Raw genomic sequence first — 16330 nt, forward strand, 5'->3', positions numbered from 1 at the left:
TGCTGCTCCGTCCGGTGCCGCCGGATCCGAGCCGCCGTCCAGGCCCGGATCCGGTCGCCCCGATCCGCCTGCCGCGCGCCCGCCCGGATCCGGCCCGCCGCGACTTTTGGTGGGCCGAGGCCGCGCCGAAAGTCGGATTACCGGGGGCGGCCGGATTCCTAGGCTCGCGGTATGAAGACCCTGCTCGGCTATCTCGGCTTCGTCCTGATCCTCGGCGGCGCGTCCGGCCTGCTCTCCGACCACCTCGGGGGCTTTCGGCTGTTCGGCTTCGTCCGCTTCCTCGTCCCGGCCGGGCACGAGGCGGTCGGGTACGCGGCGCTGACGCTGCTGGGCGTGGTGCTGGCGATCCCGGCGGCGCGACGGGGCTGAGCGGGAAACGGTCAGCAGTCAGCACTCAGCAGTCAGCAGGACGCGGCGGCGGACGCCGCGATGCCGTCGAGGAGGACGGCGAGGCCGCTGCGGAAGCCCTCGCGGTCGCGTGCCGCCGGGTCGGGGTCGCTGCCGCTCTCCAGGGCGGTCAGGAGCGGGAAGCGTTGCGCGAAGTCGGGGGCAAGCTCGGTGAGTTGGGCCGAGCGGGCGGTCCACCAGTCCTCGTCGGCGACGCCGGTCGCGGCGGCGGCGTCGCGGGCCTCGGCGGCCACGCCGGCCATCCCGCGGACGTACTGCCACAGCGCGCCGACGGCCCCGCGCAGCCGCCCTGGCGGCAGTCCAGCCGGCTGCAGAGCGCGCAGCAGGGCCTCCATGGCGGCGAGTTCGGCCGGACCGAGGACGGGGCGGGCCTGCGAGACCTGGAGCACCCAGGGGTGGCGCAGGTAACAGGCGCGCAGCGCCTCGGCCCAGGCGGTGACGGCTGCCCGCCATTGCGTGAACCCGCCGAGTTCCGGCGGCATTTCGGCGAGCGCCCGGTCGTGCATCAGGTCGAGCAGCTCGGCCTTTCCGGGCACGTACGTGTAGAGGGCCATCGCGGTGCGGCCGAGTCGTTCGCCGACGGCGCGCATCGAGAGCGCGGCCATGCCGTCGGAATCGGCCACGGCGATTCCGGCCGACACGATCGCGTCCACGCTCAGGCCCGGCTTGGGGCCGCTGCGTCCGGCGCGCGGGGCGGGCTCGGCGCCGGGGGCGCGCCACAGCAGGGACAGGGAGCGGTGGGCGTCGCCCTGCCCGGCGTACACGACCATTCCGGCAACTCCTTATGGTGTAAGGTGACCTCGCCACAGCAACTCTTTATGCCGTAAGGTTATCAAGCCGCAAGGCTGGGAGGGCTTCCGTGTCGACACTGCCCGTCACCCTCGTCGAGGTCGCCGACGTCCGCCGGATCACGCCGCGCACCGCCCGGGTCACATTCGAGGCCGATGCCCTCGCGGACACCGTGGGCGGCGCGCCGGACCAGCAGGTGAAGCTCTGCTTCCCCCGCCCCGGCCAGGCCGAGCCCCGACTCCCCGCCCACAGCGACGACCCCATGGGCTGGTACCAGGCCTACCTGGCCATCCCCGAGGCGGAGCGTCCGCTGATGCGCAGTTTCACCGTCCGCCGCCGCGTGCCCGGCACCCGGCGGATCGAGATCGACTTCGTCCTGCACGGGGGCACCGGGCCCGCGTCCGCGTGGGCGCTCCGCGCCACGCCCGGGGACCGGCTCGGCATGGTCGGCCCGTCCGAGCTGTACGCCCGACCGGTCCCGCTCGCCGAGGCCGCGGTCGCGGCCGACTGGGTCCTGTTCGCCGGCGACGAGTCCGCCCTGCCCGCGATCGCGACGCTGGTCGGGGCCCTGCCGCGCGGGGTCGCGGCGCTCGCGTTCGTCGAGGTCGCGGACGAGGCCGAGCGGCAACCGCTGGACGGCCCCGCCGACCTGACCGTCCGCTGGCTGTACCGCGGCGACGCCCGCCCGGGCCGCCCGCTGACCGATGCGGTCCGGGGCGCGGAGCTGCCCGCGGGCACCCCGTTCGCGTGGCTGGCCGGCGAGGCGGGCGCCGTCCGGGCGCTGCGCCGGCACCTGGTGGAGGAGCGCGGGGTACCAAAGACATTTGTCGATTTCTCTGGTTACTGGCGTTACCGGCTCACCCAGGACGACGCGCCGACGGCGGAGGACCTGGCGGACGCTCAGGAAAAGTTCATGATGTCCTGATTCGATGAGGTCGGGGGCGTTTGTCCGAGGGTTCGGCCGCGAACACCCCTGGCCCCAACCGGCCCGGTTTGGCGTGGTGCTGACGGGGAAGAGGCACAGGCGGTCGGCAGCGCGGCCCGTTTTCAACCGGCGCCAGGTGGCGATTGTTCGCCAGTGTCCAAAGTTCGCCAGTGGGGTGAACAGGGCTGATCGGTCACTGCTTCGCAGGTCGGGGCGGGGTGAAGGGCTGCGATGGCCGGATTTCCGCCCCGCATTTTACTTTCTGATGGTCATTTTTACTTCCTGATGGGGAAATCCCCTCTTGTCGTGGTCGTGCCCGATGCGCTGGAATGCGTCCGCTGTCGGGACGCGCGGTCCGGAGCAACCACGCGACCGATCGGGATCCGCGTACGCTGGACCGTGCAACCTGACGTCTCATCAGACGAAAGGATGTCCATTGATCGGCTGGCGGAAATCCCAGCTAGCAGCCGCCGTCACGGTCACCGCCGCGTCCATGGTCCTCGGTTTCGGGACCACGGCGTTCGGCGCTCCGGTCCCCGACGCCACCAACGCCCCTGCGGCGTCGGCGGACGGGGCCCCGGTGCCGGTGATCGTGATCCTCAAGGACCAGATAGCGGACGCCCCGGCCGACCACGGCCACCTGGGCGACCGTCAGCAGAAGACCGAGCACGCGCAGGCTCCGCTTCTGGACAAGGTCAAGGCCAACGGTGGCACCAACGTCAAGAGCTTCGTGCTCGGCAACGCCTTCTCGGCCACGGTCAGCCCCGCCCTGAAGGCCCAGCTCCAGGCCGACCCGGCCGTCGCCTCCGTGGTGGCGGACACCCAGGTCGCCGTCACCCCCGCGGTCGCCGCCAAGGCGAAGGCTGCCGCGGACGCCGCCCAGGCGCCGAAGAGCGCCGCGGCCCCGGAGGCCGTTTCGGGCAGCAACGGCAGCCAGGCACCCGAGGAGAACGCGACCAACACGGTCTGCCCCTCCGACCCGAGCAAGCCGCTGCTGGAGCCCGAGGGTCTCTACTCGACCCGCGTGGCCACCGGCAACGGCCAGGCCGGCGCGGCCGACCTGGCCACCGGCAAGGGCGTCAAGGTCGCCTACATCGCGGACGGCCTCGACCCGAACAACCCGGACTTCATCCGGGCCGACGGCTCGCACGCCGTCGTCGACTACCAGGACTTCTCCGGCGACGGCTGGGCCGCGCCGACCGGTGGCGCGGAGGCCTTCGGCGACGCCTCGGCGGTCATCGCCCAGGGCCGCCAGGTCTACGACGTCTCGAAGTTCGTCAACCAGGCCGCGCACCCGCTCGCGGCCGGCTGCAACATCCGCGTGCGCGGCATCGCCCCGGACGCGGACCTGGTCGCCCTCAAGGCGGGCGGCGAGATGATGTCCAACTCGGCGATCCTGCAGGCGATCGACTACGCCGTGCGGGTTCAGCACGTCGACGTGCTGAACGAGTCCTTCGGTGGCAACCCCACCCCGGACTCCAGCGCCCACGACACCATCTCGCTCTTCAACGACGAGGCCGTCAAGGCCGGTGTCACGGTCTCCGTCTCCTCCGGCGACGCCGGTCTCAGCGGCACCGTCGGCTCCCCGGCCACCGACCCGAACGTCATCGCGGTCGGTGCCTCGACGGACAACCAGAACTACCAGCAGACCGGTTACGCGGCCGCCCAGTTCTCCAACAAGACCTGGAGCAACAACCGCATCTCCGCGCTGTCCTCGGGTGGCTTCACCCAGGCCGGCCGCTCGGTCGACCTGGTCGCCCCGGGCGAGTCGGACTGGGCCCTGTGCTCGCCCGACCTCACCAAGTTCACCGACTGCAAGGGCTTCGGCGGCACCGGCCAGGGCATCCAGTCCTTCGGTGGCACCAGCCAGGCCGCGCCGTTCGTCACCGGCGCCGCGGCCCTGGTCATCCAGGCCTACCGCGACACCCACGGCGGCGACTCGCCGTCCCCGGCCCTGGTGAAGAAGTTCATCACCGGCACCGCCAGCGACCTCGGCGTCCCGGCCGAGGAGCAGGGCGCCGGTCTGCTGAACGTCCGCGCCGCCGTCGAGGCCGCCCGCGGCTACGACGACGGTGACGGCACGCCCGGCAGCAACCAGGTCGTCGTGAACACCGGTCAGCTCGACATCGCCGGCGCCCCGGGCTCGACCCACACCGCCGACGTGAGCGTCACCAACACCAGCGACACCACCCAGACGGTCAGCGCCGCGACCCGCAGCTTCGCGCAGCTGGGCGACAGCAAGCAGACCGTCCAGCTGGACTCGGCCTCGACCGACACCTTCAAGTACGCCACCAACGGCGCGCCGTGGGTGCAGAAGCAGGTCAAGATCACCGTCCCGGCCGGCGCCGACCGCCTCGCGGCGTCGATCGCCTGGCAGGGTGCGGCCAACCCGACCGTCAACGGTCCGGTCGTCCGCATGACGCTGCTCGACCCAAACGGCCGGTTCGAGACCAACACCCGCCCGCAGGGCGGTGCCACCCCGGCCAACTACGGTCTGGTGGACGTCCCGCACCCGGTCGCCGGTGACTGGACCGCGATCGTCTACACCCCGCAGGGCAAGGGCGGCTACACCGGCCCGGTCCAGCTCGGCGCCACCTTCCAGCGCGCGGAGCCGGCCGGCACCGTGAGCCCGAACGTCGTGAACATCGAGCCGGGTGACACCAAGACCCTCAAGGTCCAGGTCACCACCCCGGCCACCAGCGGCGACTCCAGCGAGGCGGTCACCGTCTCCAGCTCCAACGGCTCCACCACCAGCGTCCCGGTGATCCTGCGCAGCCTCGTGCCGGTCACCAACGGCAACGGCTCCTTCGCCGGCACCATCACGGGTGGCAACGGCCGCAGCGGCTCGCCCACGCAGAGCTTCTCCTACGCGTTCGACGTGCCGAAGGGCCAGAAGGACCTGCGGGTCGGCGTCACCGTCAAGGACTCGAAGCTGCTCATGCAGGGCGCGCTCATCAGCCCGAACGGCACCCCGGTCGACATCGAGGGCAACGCGCTCCTCGACGCCCAGGGCAACCTGACCGGCACCGGCGCGGGCGTCTCGGCCACCACGGTCAACCCGGCCGAGGGCCGCTGGCGCTTCGTCCTGAACGTGATCGGCTCGACCAGCGGTCAGCAGCTCAGCCAGGACTTCGCCGGCACCATCGGCTTCAACAAGAACGTCGCCACGGCCGCCGGCCTGCCGACCGACGCGAAGACCAAGCTGGCCGCCGGCAAGCCGGTGACCGTCCAGGTCAACTACACCAACAACACGGTGGCGACCCAGCAGATCGCGGCCGACGGTCGTCTCGACCGCCGCACCGACGTGAACCTGGTCCCCCAGGGCGCCTCGGGGTCCGTCACCCTGCCGCTGTCGCTGACCTCCTCGGTCCCGTCGTTCCTGGTTCCGCCGGGCACCGACCAGCTCAAGGGCGTGGCCGCGTCCACGACCCCGGCCCAGCTGGAGCTCAGCGCCACCACCGCCTCGCCGGACCTGTTCGGCGACCTGAAGAAGGCCCAGAACGGCTCGACCATCTCGGTCGTGACGGACAACGGCACCGCCGCCCAGCCGGTCGTTCCCGGCCTGTGGGGCACCTTCCTCCAGCAGATCGGCCCGTTCAGCGACAAGGGCGCGCCGGCCGGCTCCGCCACCATCACCGCGACCGCGCACACCCAGGCGTTCGACCCGGCGCTGACCTCCAGCACCGGTGACTTCTACGCCGCCGCGGTCAACGCCACGGCCCCGGCCGCCACCCCGGTGACCGTCGCCCCCGGCGCCACCGGCTCGCTGCAGGTGACCCTCACCCCGACCGGCCCCAAGGGCAGCACCGTCCACGGTGTCCTGTACCTGGTTTCCGGCCCGACCGGTGTGGCCACCGCCAACAACAGCGTGAGCACCACCGGTGCGGTGCTGGCGGCCCTGCCGTACAGCTACACGGTGAACTGACCCACCGCGCACCACGCGCCGAGGCCGTCCCGGATCTCCGGGACGGCCTCGGCCGCGTTTCCGGGCCGCGTTTCCGGGCCGTACCGCTGGGCAGGGTCCGGTCCGACGGCCGTATCGGACACCCACACAGGGAGCGGGAGTTGAGCGACGCGATCAAGCACAGCCACGTCGAGGTGAACGGCGTGCGGCTGCACCTCGCCGAACAGGGCGAGGGCCCGCTGGTGCTGCTGCTGCACGGTTTTCCGGAGAGCTGGTACTCCTGGCGGCACCAGTTCGCGCCGCTGGCGGCGGCCGGCTACCGGGTGGTCGCTCCCGACCAGCGCGGCTTCGCGCGCAGTGAGCAGCCCGAGCGCGTGGACGCCTACACCCTGCTGCACCTCGTGGGCGACGTGACGGCGCTGATCGGCGCGCTCGGCGCCGAGCAGGCCGTGGTGGTCGGCCACGACTGGGGCGCGCCGGTCGCGTGGGCCACGGCGGCGCTGCGGCCCGACCTCGTGCGCGGCGTCGCCGGGCTCAGCGTGCCACCGCTGCCGAGCGGTCCGCGCCCGCTGCGGGAGACGCGCGAGCGCTTCGGCGACGGCTTCTACCAGAACTACTTCCAGGAGCCCGGCCGCGCCGACGCCGAGCTCGCCGCCGACCCGGCGTCCACCTTCCGCCGGATCCTCGGCAGCACCCACCCCGGCGGCGAGCCGCGCGTGTGGGTCGTCCCCGAGGGCCAGAAGCTGCTCGACAACGTCCCGGAGCCGGAGCGGCTGCCGGCCTGGCTCACCGAGGCGGACATCGAGGCCTTCGCGGCCGACTACGCGACCCACGGGGAGCGGGCGTTCACCGGCGGGCTCAACTGGTACCGCAACATCGACCTGAACAACGAGCTGATGGCGGCGTTCGCCGGCCGTCCGGTCGAGGCGCCCGCGCTGTTCGTGGTCGGCGAGCAGGACCTCGTCAACGCGATGGTCCCGCCGGACGTGCTGACGCTCCTCCTGGACACCTTCACGCCCCGCCTGTACCGGCACGTCCGGCTGCCGGAGACCGGCCACTGGACGCAGCAGGAGCGGCCGGAAGAGGTCACGGCGGCCCTGCTGGACTTCCTCGGGCACCTGGACGGCACGGCGGACGGTCCGTCAGACCGGTAGCAGGCGGGTGATCAGTTCGGCCAGCCGGCGGGCGTTGCGGCAGGAGTGCATGTCCACGACGCCCGCGTAGGCGAGCGCTGCGGAGTCGCCGGTCGGCCAGAGCGCGGGCTGCTCGGGGTTGAGCCAGTGGACCCGCCGCGCCCGGCCGGCGATCCGGCGCAGCGCGTCCAGGTTCGGGTCGCGGTGGTTGTTGCGGGCGTCGCCGAGGACCAGCACGCAGGTGCGCGGGCCGACCGCGTCCAGGTGCCGCTCGGCGAACTCGCCCAGCGCGGAGCCGTAGTCGCTGTTGCCGTGGTGGCCCATGACCTTGGCGTCGGTGAGGATGCGCGCGGCCAGCCGGGCCGGGTCGGCGTCGCCGCGCGCCAGCAGGCCGGTCACCTCGGCGGTGCGGTTGACGAACGCGAACACCCGGACCTTGCTGAACTGTTCGCTCATCGCCTGGACCAGCAGCATGGTGAAGTCGGCGAACCCGGCCACCGAGCCGGACACGTCGCACAGCAGCACCAGCTCGGGCCGGGCCGGGCGGCGCAGCCGGTACGCCGGGCGCAGCGGCACCCCGCCGGTGGTCAGCGAGCGGCGCAGCGTGCGGCGCAGGTCGATCTGCCCGCGCGCGGCGCGGCGGCGCCGGGCGGCCAGGCGGGTGGCCAGCTTGCGGGCCAACGGGTGGACGGTGCGCCGGAGTTCGGCGAGCTGGTCGCGGCCGGCGGCGAGGAAGTCGATCCGGTCGGCGGTGGGGGCGACGGCGCGCTCGGCGATCCGCTCGGCGCCGCGCAGCTCGGCGACGCGGCGGCGGGCCTCGCCGGCGACGAGGGCGCGGAAGTCCTGGATGCGGCGGCGGATCTCGTCGGCGAGGACGACGTCGGAGAGGTCCTGGGTGCTGTTCCGCTCGCGCAGGGCGGCGAGGACGCGGGCGAGCAGCGTCTCCGGGGAGAGCCGGCCGAGCGCCTGGTGGGCCGACCAGCCGTCCGAGCCGGGGGCGGAGCCGGTGCCGTAGCGGCCGAAGGCCTCGATCGCCTCGCCCGCCAGCGCGGCGAGGGCGGCCCGGTCGTCGGCGGCGAGCGCGGCGGCGATGCGCTCGCGCAGCTCGTCGCGGACGGGGTCGGGGCGGCCGAAACGCGGTGCGTCGTCCTGCGGTTCGACGTGGCGTGCGGCCTCCGGGGCGCCGACGCCGAGCGGGAAGAACAGGTCGAACGTGGCGTCGAAGACGGCCCGTTGGCCGTCCGAGCGCAGCAGCGCGGCGGCCAGCCCGGCCCGCATCTGCTCGCGGTCGGCGAAGCCGAGGACGTCGAGCACGGCCGCCGCGTCCACCGTCTCGGCCGGGCCGATCCGCAGGCCGTGCCCGCGCAGGGCGCGCACCAGGCCGGTGAGCCGGGCGGCGGTGTCCCCCGGGCTCGCCGGGCCGACCGGGCTCGCCGGGCTCGCCGGGCCGACCGGGCTCGCCGGGCTCATGCGAGGGTGAGCTTCTGGGCGGCCTTCCGGACGTCGTCCTGGTGCTTGAGGATCACCCCGAGGGTGTCCCGGACCACCGTCTCGTCCAGCGTGTCCGCGCCGAGCGCGAGCAGCGTGCGCGCCCAGTCGATCGTCTCCGCGACCGACGGCGGCTTGCGCAGCTCCATCGCGCGCAGCGCCCCGGCCACCCGCACGAGCGACGCGGCGAGCGTCTCGTCCAGACCCGGCACCTTCGAGCGGACGATCCGGCGCTCCAACTCGGCGTCCGGGTAGTCGAGGTGGAGGAAGAGGCAGCGCCGGCGCAGCGCCTCCGACAGCTCGCGGGTGGCGTTGGAGGTGAGCAGCACGAAGGGCCGGCGGCTCGCCGTGATGGTGCCGAGCTCGGGCACCGTCACCTGGAAGTCGCTGAGCACCTCCAGCAGCAGCGCCTCGACCTCGACGTCGGCCTTGTCCATCTCGTCGATCAGCAGCACCGTCGGCTCGTCACCGCGGATCGCGGTCAGCAGGGGACGGGTGAGCAGGAACTCCTCGCCGAAGATGTCGGTGCGCGCCTCGTCCCAGCCCTCGTCGCGCCCGGCGGTGATCCGCAGCAACTGCTTGGCGTGGTTCCACTCGTAGAGGGCGCGGGCCTCGTCGATGCCTTCATAACACTGCAGCCGAACCAGTCGGGCACGACCGATTTCGGCCACCGCCTTCGCCAGTTCCGTCTTCCCGACCCCGGCCGGCCCCTCGACGAGCAGCGGTTTGCCGAGCCGGTCGGCGAGGAACACCGTCGTCGCCACCGCCGTGGACGCGAGGTACCCGACATCGGCCAACTGCGTTGCGGCGTCCGCCACCGACGTGAAGAAACCCGTTCCGTCGCCGTTCATTGCCCGCTCCGCCTCCGCTCGCGCCGACCGTCCGCCAGCACCCTACCGGCCGGTCACTTCGCTGTCGCGGGGTCGCGTGGGGAGGTGTACGAACCGGGCGAGGCGGGCGAATCGGTACTTTGCCATCACTTGGCTGGATCTATTGCGTACTTATGTCACCGCCAGCCGAATCACGTCGAAAATCAGCCAGTTGGCATGCGATCAAGACGAACTCCTTCCGCCCCTTCTTTTCGGCGTTTTCGGCACTAGGCTTCCTCCGGGCATCGGGGCAACGGCCCTGGTGACAGCCGTTTCTGACGGACCAGGGGACAAGGGGAAGAGGGGGAAAATGGGTAACTCGCCAATGCGCGCTGGACCGCCCGGCCGCATACGCGCCCGGATCCTGTCGGCCGCGACGATGGTGCTGGCCGCGACCGTCATGGGGACGACGGTGGCCTCGGCACTCCCGTCCGACGCGGGCCCGGCGCCGCTGCCGACCGAATACCGCTCACAGGTGGTCGACGCCTGGACGGGCGGCGGCCTCGCCGTCCGCGACGAGGCGGAGAAGGCGCTGCGCGGCTCGGACGCCGACATCACGACCTTCCTGACCAGCACGCGCGCCCGCGCGCAGGCATCGGACGAGCGGTTCGCCGTCATCTCGATGCTGAGCAACACGGGCAAGGGCGTGCGTGACGCCGCGTCGAAGGCGCTGAGCGGCTCGGACGCCGACGTCCACGCGTTCGTGACCAGCGGCTGGCAGAACCCGATGATGGACGACCGCCGAGTGGCGATCCTGTCCATCATCACCGGCGCCGACACCGGCGTCCGGACGGCCGGTGGCAAGGCGCTCGACGACGGCTCGGCCCAGGCCATGGACGACTTCCTGACCAGTGGCCGGTTCAAGGCGCAGGAGGACGACGACCGTGTCGCCGTCCTGCGGCTGATGAGCGTCTACACCGGCGCGGAGTTCACCAAGCAGGCCAACCGGGTGCTCAACGGCACCCCCGCCGACATCCGCGAGTTCCTGCGCAACGGCCAGTACCTGGCCCAGGCCAGGGACCAGGAGACGCTCTCCGTCAAGCAGCTCGCCCAGGCCGCGAGCGACGCCACCAAGCGGGCCCAGACCGAGACCGCCGCGGCCAAGGAGGCCGGCGACCAGGCCGAATCCGCCGCCACGCATGCCAAGGAGGCCGCGCAGACGGCCGCCGCCGAGGCCGCCGCCGCCAAGGACGACGCGGACAAGACCGGCGCCGCCGCCAACAACGCCGCCCAAGCCGCCCAGGCCGCCGCGCAGGCCGCGAAGACCGCGATCGACGCCTCCAACACGGCGGTGTCGGCGGCGCAGACGGCCGCCATCGCAGCCCGCTCGGCCGCGTCCGCCGCCGCTGCGGCGGGCCAGGCCGCCAGCCGCGCCTACAACGCCGCCGCCGGCGCTGCCGGCGACGCGAGCCAGGCCAAGGCCGCCCGCGAAGCCGCCCAGAGCGCGCGCGACGCGGCCGCCGGTGCGCGCGATGCAGCGAAGGCCGCCTTCGACGCCGCCGACGCCGGCACCAAGGCCGGCCAGGCCGGCTCCGCCGCCGCCCGTGCCGCGAACAACGCCGCCGCTGCCGCCGAGGCGAGTGCCCAGGCGGCGAGCTCGGCCGGGTTGGCCACCACCCAGGCCGCCCGGGCCCGCAACGCGGCCACCACGGCGCGCAACGCGGCCAACGCGGCCACGATCGCCGCCACCCGTGCCGAGAACCTCGCCACCTCGGCCGCCGCGGCCGCGAGCGAGGCCAACGTCCGGGCCAACGCCGCCGCCGACCACGCGGAGAAGGCCGCCAAGGCGGCCGACGACGCCGCCAACGCCGCGGGTCAGGCCCAGAACTGGGCGGACATCGCGGGCCGGCACGCGGACGCCGCGGCAGCCGCCGCCAAGACCGCGTCCGACGCGGTGACGCAGGCCCAGAACATCGAGAAGCTCGCCCGTGACGCCGAGGCCGCGAAGCTGGAGGCGGACAAGCAGCTCGGCGTCACCCAGGCCGACCTGCTCCTCAAGGACGAGCAGGCCAGCCAGGTCCGCTTCGACCAGCAGCAGACCGAGGCCGCTTCGCAGGACAGCGCGACCAAGGACCTCGTCAAGCAGGCCGCGGCCCCCGGCGCCGACACCAAGTCGGCGGCGAAGGCCGGCCGCGCGGCGGCGGTCAACCTGCTGAAGTCCACCGGCGCCTGGACCCGCGCCTCGGCCCAGGCCGCCCTCGCCGGGCCGGACGAGGCCGTGGTGAGCTGGGCGAAGACGGACTACCAGCGCAGCATGCGGATGGACGACCGCGAGAAGATCGTCGCCGTCTCGAAGGTCGGCAACGCGACCCTCGCGAGCGCCGCCCAGAAGTCGCTGGAGAGCACCGACCCCAAGGCGGTCGAGGCCTTCCTCAGCGGCGGCGCGCTCCAGGCCCAGTCCGACGACATGCGGATGCAGATCCTCCGGCTGATCACCGGCGGCGGCAAGGCCCTCCAGCGGGACGGCGGCGCGGCCCTGAGTGACGGCAGCGTGCCGGTCATGGCCGCGTTCCTGTCCAGCGGTTACGCCAAGGCGCTCGCCGAGGACGACCGGGTCGCCGCCATCGGGATCGTGACGAACGGCGGGCCGAACGTGCAGGCGGCGGGCGCGGTGGCGCTGGCCGGACCGTCCTGGATGCAGCACGACTTCGTCACGAAGACGCAGTTCAAGGCGGCCCAGAAGGACGCCGACACCGACGCGCACGTGTCCTCGGTGCTGGCGATGATCTCCAACGCGGCGAAGGACGCGGTCACCGCGAGCCAGAGCGCCCAGCTCGCCTACCAGATCGCGGCGAACGCCCGCGGTGCCGCGGCGGACGCGGCGAACTGGGCGAACCAGGCGCAGAATTCGGCCCAGCAGGCGAAGGGGTACGCGGACGACGCCAAGGCCAAGTCCACCGCCGCGGACGCGTCCGCCGCCGCTGCCGCCGCCTCGGCGCAGAAGGCCAGGAGTGCGGCGGCCACCGCCCAGAGCGCCAACCGCCAGGCCAACTACTCCGCCACCCAGGCCACGGCCTCCGCGAGCCAGGCCGTGAACTCGGCGTCGAGCGCGAAGGCCTCGGCCGCCGCGGCCGCCGCCAGCGCGAGCGCCGCGGGCAAGGACGCGAGCGCGGCCGCCCAGGCCGCGAGCGACGCCAACGGGATCGCCGCTCAGAAGCGCGAGCAGGAGCAGGCCGCGGCCGCGGCCGCGGCCGCAGCCCAGGCCCAGGCCAACGCCGCCAACCACGTCGACCCGGTGAACCAGCCGGCCAACGACTCGGTGACCGTCCCGGTGGTGAGCAAGCCGACGCCGGGACAGCCGCCGAAGGACGACAAGCAGTTGTTCCGCGACTACGGCGACTTCCTGGGCAACGTGAGCACCTGGACCGGAATCGCGGCGGGCGTCGCGGCGGTCATTCCGGGCGGACAGCCCATCGCTGCCGGCCTCACGGTGATCTCCCTGGGCGCGGGTGTCTTCGGAAGCCTCTACAAGGGGATCGGCTACGGCTTCTCCAGCCACGAGTTCGTCTTCTCCGCGGCGACCACGGCACTCTCGGGCATCGGAGCCGGAGTGTCCGGCGTGATGGCGTGGGGCCGAGCGGAAATGGCCAAGGCCGGCGTGAAGGTGGTCGAGTCGGTCGGCGAGAAGTTGTCGAACGCCGGGCACAACATCGTCTCGTCCTTCGTCAGCCTGTTCGGGGACGACGACTAGCCTGTCGGTGATCGAACGAACCTGATGGCACAAAGCTGCGGGGCCCGCGCAAGGCGCGGGTCCCGCAGCCCGAACGAGGGGGTGTGCGGTGACTCCGCTGGGGCTGAGCGTCGCGTCGTGGCTGTGGATCGCCGTTCTGGCGGCGGGCGTGTTCTGGGCGGTCGCGGTGCCGGGGATGCCCACCCGTGACCACCGGATCAGGACCGCCTTGGCTCCCGTCGTCGGGGCGATCACCGCGTACGCGTACTACCGCGTGGGGCACAAGGACCCTGCCACCGTGACCGTGTTCTACACGTCGGTCATGTTGGCCTTCACGGCGGGCATGATCGGCCACCGCAAGGAGCTGGCGCGGCGGTTGATGGAGGCGAAGCGCAAGGGCGAGCCGGAGGACGCCACCTGGTCGGTCGCCATGATGGCGCAGGTCCTCCTCTCCCTCGTCGTGTTCTGCATCGCGGCGTTCTGGATCATCTGAAGCCGCATCCAACTTTTTTCAATCCGTATCAATTCACTTTTTCAACAGGGGGTTTACCCATGCGTTCCATCGCCAGGTCCGCCGTCATCGGCACCATCGTCGGCGCGGTCGCCGTGTCCGGCATCGTGGGGGCCGTCGCGGCCGACGGCGGTGCCGCCGTCGCCCCGGTGGCGTCGGCCGACACCCCGCCACCGCCGGCCGTGGAGGACTTCGCCTACCCGGGCGCGGACCAGATCTTCAAGGACCGCGGCATCAAGCTGAAGACCGGCGACGGCAACATCATCCTCGCCGCGACCTGCTCGCCCGGCATGCTGGAGATCGACGCTCGCACGATCAACATCGGACGGTTCTGCTTCACCACCACGGGGGCGAGCGGCCGGCTGACCCTGGAACTTCCGTCGACCGTGGGCGTCAGCACCCCGGCCAACTACTCGGCGCGCATCACCCTGGTCAACGGCGACGCGACCAAGATCCAGGACCTGAAGCCGGGCACGTGGACCGGCGTGGGCGAGACCACCGACCCGCAGCAGCGTCCGTTCACCACGCTGGAGATCACCACCGCCCTCGTCAAGTAGGGCTCCGGCCGAGCACATCGACGCACAGTTCACTTTCCCAACGAGGAGTTCCATCGTGTTTCGCTCACGTCCCCGCGCCGCGTGGATGACGGGGATGCTCGCCTCGGCCGCCGTCGTCGGCAGCCTGGTGAGTGCAGGTACGGCCAACGCCGTGGTCGGCGACACCGTGCCGAACGGCACGTACGCCTTCACCACCAAGCTGAACATAGGCGACGGCCAGCGCTCGTGCACCGGGTCGCTGGTGGACCCGTACTGGGTGCTGACGGCGAGCAGCTGTTTCGCCGACGACCCGGCGCAGCCGCTGGCGCTGCAGGCCGGTGCGCCGAAGCTGAAGACGGTCGCGACGGTCGGGCGCACCGACCTGACGACCAGCACCGGGTTCTCGTCCGAGGTGACGCAGCTGGTGCCGCGCGCCGACCGTGACCTGGTGCTGGCGAAGCTCGCCGCTCCCGCCCAGGGCATCCCCACCGTCGCCGTGGGCGCCGCGCCGGCCGCCGGCGAGACGCTGACCGTGGCCGGCTACGGCCGCACGCGGGACGAGTGGGTGCCCAGCACTCTGCACAGCGCCTCGTTCACCGTGCAGTCCTCGACCGCCACCACCGTCGCGATCACCGGCAAGACGGCCGGCAAGGACGCGATCTGCAAGGGTGACACCGGCGGCCCGGCGCTGCGCGCCACGGCGGGCGGCGGGGTCGAGCTGGCGGGCGTCAACAGCCTCTCCTGGCAGGGTGGTTGCCTCGGCTCGGGCGCGGAGACCCGCACCGGCGCGGTGGAGACCCGGGTGGACGACCTGGCGAGCTGGGTGTTCGACACCCGCCTGCACACGGCCTCTCTGAAGAACAACTACAGCGGCCTGTGTGCCTACGTGCCGTGGCAGACCCCGCAGGACATGGCCAACCTGGTCCAGGTCGGCTGCGACCGCCAGTACGTGGACCAGATCTGGGACCTCCAGAAGGTGGACGGCGGCTACCAGCTGCGCAACGTCAAGTCCAACAAGTGCGCCTACGTGCCGTGGCAGACGCCGAACAACGGCGCCGAGGTGGTCCAGATCTTCTGCGACCCGCAGTACGCCGACCAGGTGTGGAAGCTGGAGCCCGTGAAGGGCGGTTACCAGCTGCGCAACGTCAAGAGCAACAAGTGCATGATCGGCTGGTCGCCGGAGGCGGCAGCCGGCCAGAAGCTGACCCAGTTCGACTGCATCCCTGAGTACTCGGACCAGGTCTGGACGATCTGACGTTCCGTCATCGCCAAGGCGGCGTCCGGCGACTTCGGTTGCCGGGCGCCGCTTCGCGTGCGTGCTCGGTCAGTTCACGTAGATCGCCGGGCTGCCCGCGACCGAGGTGTCGGTGACCGGGCCGTAGGAGGCGGTGAAGTAGCCGGTCTGGAAGCACAGGCCCGAGCCGGAGGAGAGGTTGAACGGCTGGGCGGCGAAGGAGATGCTGGTGTCGCTGTTGGACGTGGTGCCGGAGATGCTGGTCGCCTGCTGGTAGACGCAGGTGACGCTGCCGAGGATGGTGTTGAGCACCACGGTGGTCTGCATCGGGCCGGCCGCGCCGGGGGCGAGGGTGACCGGGCTGCCGGCGCCGTCGCCGACGGTGTTGGTGTAGGCGAGGTTGTCGACGCTGATGCTCTGCACGCCGGTGACACCGAGGACGCTGGAGCTGCAGCCGTCGAAGGTCTGGGTGTTGAGGGACTCGACGGCGTTGCCGGGGGCGGCCGGGTTGGCGGTGACCGTCGAGGAGAACGAGGAGCTGGTGCAGCTGATCCCGTTCGTGCTCGTGGCGCTGTCGTAGAAGTTGGCGGTGGTGCCGGGGGCGAGACTGGCGTTGAGCACGTCGCCGACGGCTGCCGCCGGGCCGCCGAGGCTGCCGGTGGTGAGCACCGCGGTGGCATCGGCCTGGGCGGGGGCGACGGCGGTGGCGGCGAAGGCGAGGGCGGCGAGGGCGGCCGTCCCGAGGGTGCGGCGGATGCGCATGTGGGTGCCTCTCCGTACGGAGTCGGGTGGGGGTTGCCCGCGTGCGGGTGTGGCGGCGTGCACGGCGGGGGAGGTGCGGGGCACGGCGGGTGCGGCTCCCA

At 72.5% G+C, this 16330-nt stretch carries 12 protein-coding genes; 8 read left to right on the forward strand and 4 right to left on the reverse strand.

What is annotated here, in order from left to right; translation table 11 throughout:
- Positions 1-171: 171 nt before the first annotated feature.
- A complete protein-coding gene (locus ACWCXH_RS13100) occupies positions 172-369 on the forward strand; it encodes a hypothetical protein (protein ID WP_449801490.1) in 198 nt (65 codons plus the stop codon).
- Between the two features lie 32 nt (positions 370-401).
- Here the strand turns inward: ACWCXH_RS13100 and ACWCXH_RS13105 are convergent, their stop codons facing one another.
- On the reverse strand, positions 402-1178 hold the full coding sequence (locus tag ACWCXH_RS13105) for a TetR/AcrR family transcriptional regulator (RefSeq protein ID WP_449801491.1): 777 nt from the start codon (positions 1176-1178) through the stop codon (positions 402-404).
- Positions 1179-1267: 89 nt separating this feature from the next.
- On the opposite strand from ACWCXH_RS13105, the gene ACWCXH_RS13110 reads away from it, so the two are divergent.
- The 3 genes from ACWCXH_RS13110 (at position 1268) to ACWCXH_RS13120 (ending at position 7180) form a co-directional block, all read left to right on the forward strand.
- Positions 1268-2122 (forward strand): siderophore-interacting protein, encoded by an 855-nt coding sequence (locus ACWCXH_RS13110; RefSeq protein WP_449801492.1) that lies wholly within the window; start codon positions 1268-1270, stop codon positions 2120-2122.
- A gap of 436 nt (positions 2123-2558) precedes the next feature.
- Positions 2559-6047 carry a S8 family peptidase gene (locus ACWCXH_RS13115; RefSeq protein WP_449801493.1) on the forward strand — a complete coding sequence of 1163 codons (3489 nt, stop codon included), beginning with the start codon at positions 2559-2561 and terminating at the stop codon, positions 6045-6047.
- Between the two features lie 140 nt (positions 6048-6187).
- Positions 6188-7180: an alpha/beta fold hydrolase gene (locus ACWCXH_RS13120; protein ID WP_449801494.1), complete on the forward strand. Its 993-nt coding sequence runs from the start codon at positions 6188-6190 to the stop codon at positions 7178-7180.
- Here ACWCXH_RS13120 and ACWCXH_RS13125 read toward each other — a convergent pair.
- The gene (locus tag ACWCXH_RS13125; RefSeq protein ID WP_449801495.1) at positions 7169-8629 is read right to left on the reverse strand and encodes a vWA domain-containing protein; all 1461 of its coding nucleotides are present in this window, start codon (positions 8627-8629) and stop codon (positions 7169-7171) included. The genes ACWCXH_RS13120 and ACWCXH_RS13125 overlap by 12 nt on opposite strands.
- Complete coding sequence (locus tag ACWCXH_RS13130; RefSeq protein WP_449801496.1) at positions 8626-9498, reverse strand: AAA family ATPase; 873 nt, start codon at positions 9496-9498, stop codon at positions 8626-8628. Before ACWCXH_RS13130 ends, ACWCXH_RS13125 begins: the two co-directional genes overlap by 4 nt.
- A 328-nt stretch (positions 9499-9826) precedes the next feature.
- Between ACWCXH_RS13130 and ACWCXH_RS13135 the strand changes: the two genes are divergently transcribed.
- From ACWCXH_RS13135 to ACWCXH_RS13150, 4 genes are all read left to right on the forward strand, one after another.
- Entirely contained in the window at positions 9827-13207 is a 3381-nt protein-coding gene (locus ACWCXH_RS13135) for an ALF repeat-containing protein (RefSeq protein WP_449801497.1), read from the forward strand.
- A gap of 88 nt (positions 13208-13295) precedes the next feature.
- Entirely contained in the window at positions 13296-13679 is a 384-nt protein-coding gene (locus tag ACWCXH_RS13140) for a hypothetical protein (RefSeq protein WP_449801498.1), read from the forward strand.
- 59 nt (positions 13680-13738) lie between these two features.
- The gene (locus ACWCXH_RS13145; RefSeq protein ID WP_449801499.1) at positions 13739-14254 is read left to right on the forward strand and encodes a hypothetical protein; all 516 of its coding nucleotides are present in this window, start codon (positions 13739-13741) and stop codon (positions 14252-14254) included.
- A 55-nt stretch (positions 14255-14309) separates the two neighbouring features.
- Positions 14310-15488 (forward strand): trypsin-like serine protease, encoded by a 1179-nt coding sequence (locus ACWCXH_RS13150; protein WP_449801500.1) that lies wholly within the window; start codon positions 14310-14312, stop codon positions 15486-15488.
- Between the two features lie 69 nt (positions 15489-15557).
- Here the strand turns inward: ACWCXH_RS13150 and ACWCXH_RS13155 are convergent, their stop codons facing one another.
- Positions 15558-16229: a Tat pathway signal sequence domain protein gene (locus tag ACWCXH_RS13155; protein WP_449801501.1), complete on the reverse strand. Its 672-nt coding sequence runs from the start codon at positions 16227-16229 to the stop codon at positions 15558-15560.
- Positions 16230-16330: the final 101 nt, after the last annotated feature.

It is taken from the genome of Kitasatospora sp. NPDC001660, assembly GCF_053596725.1.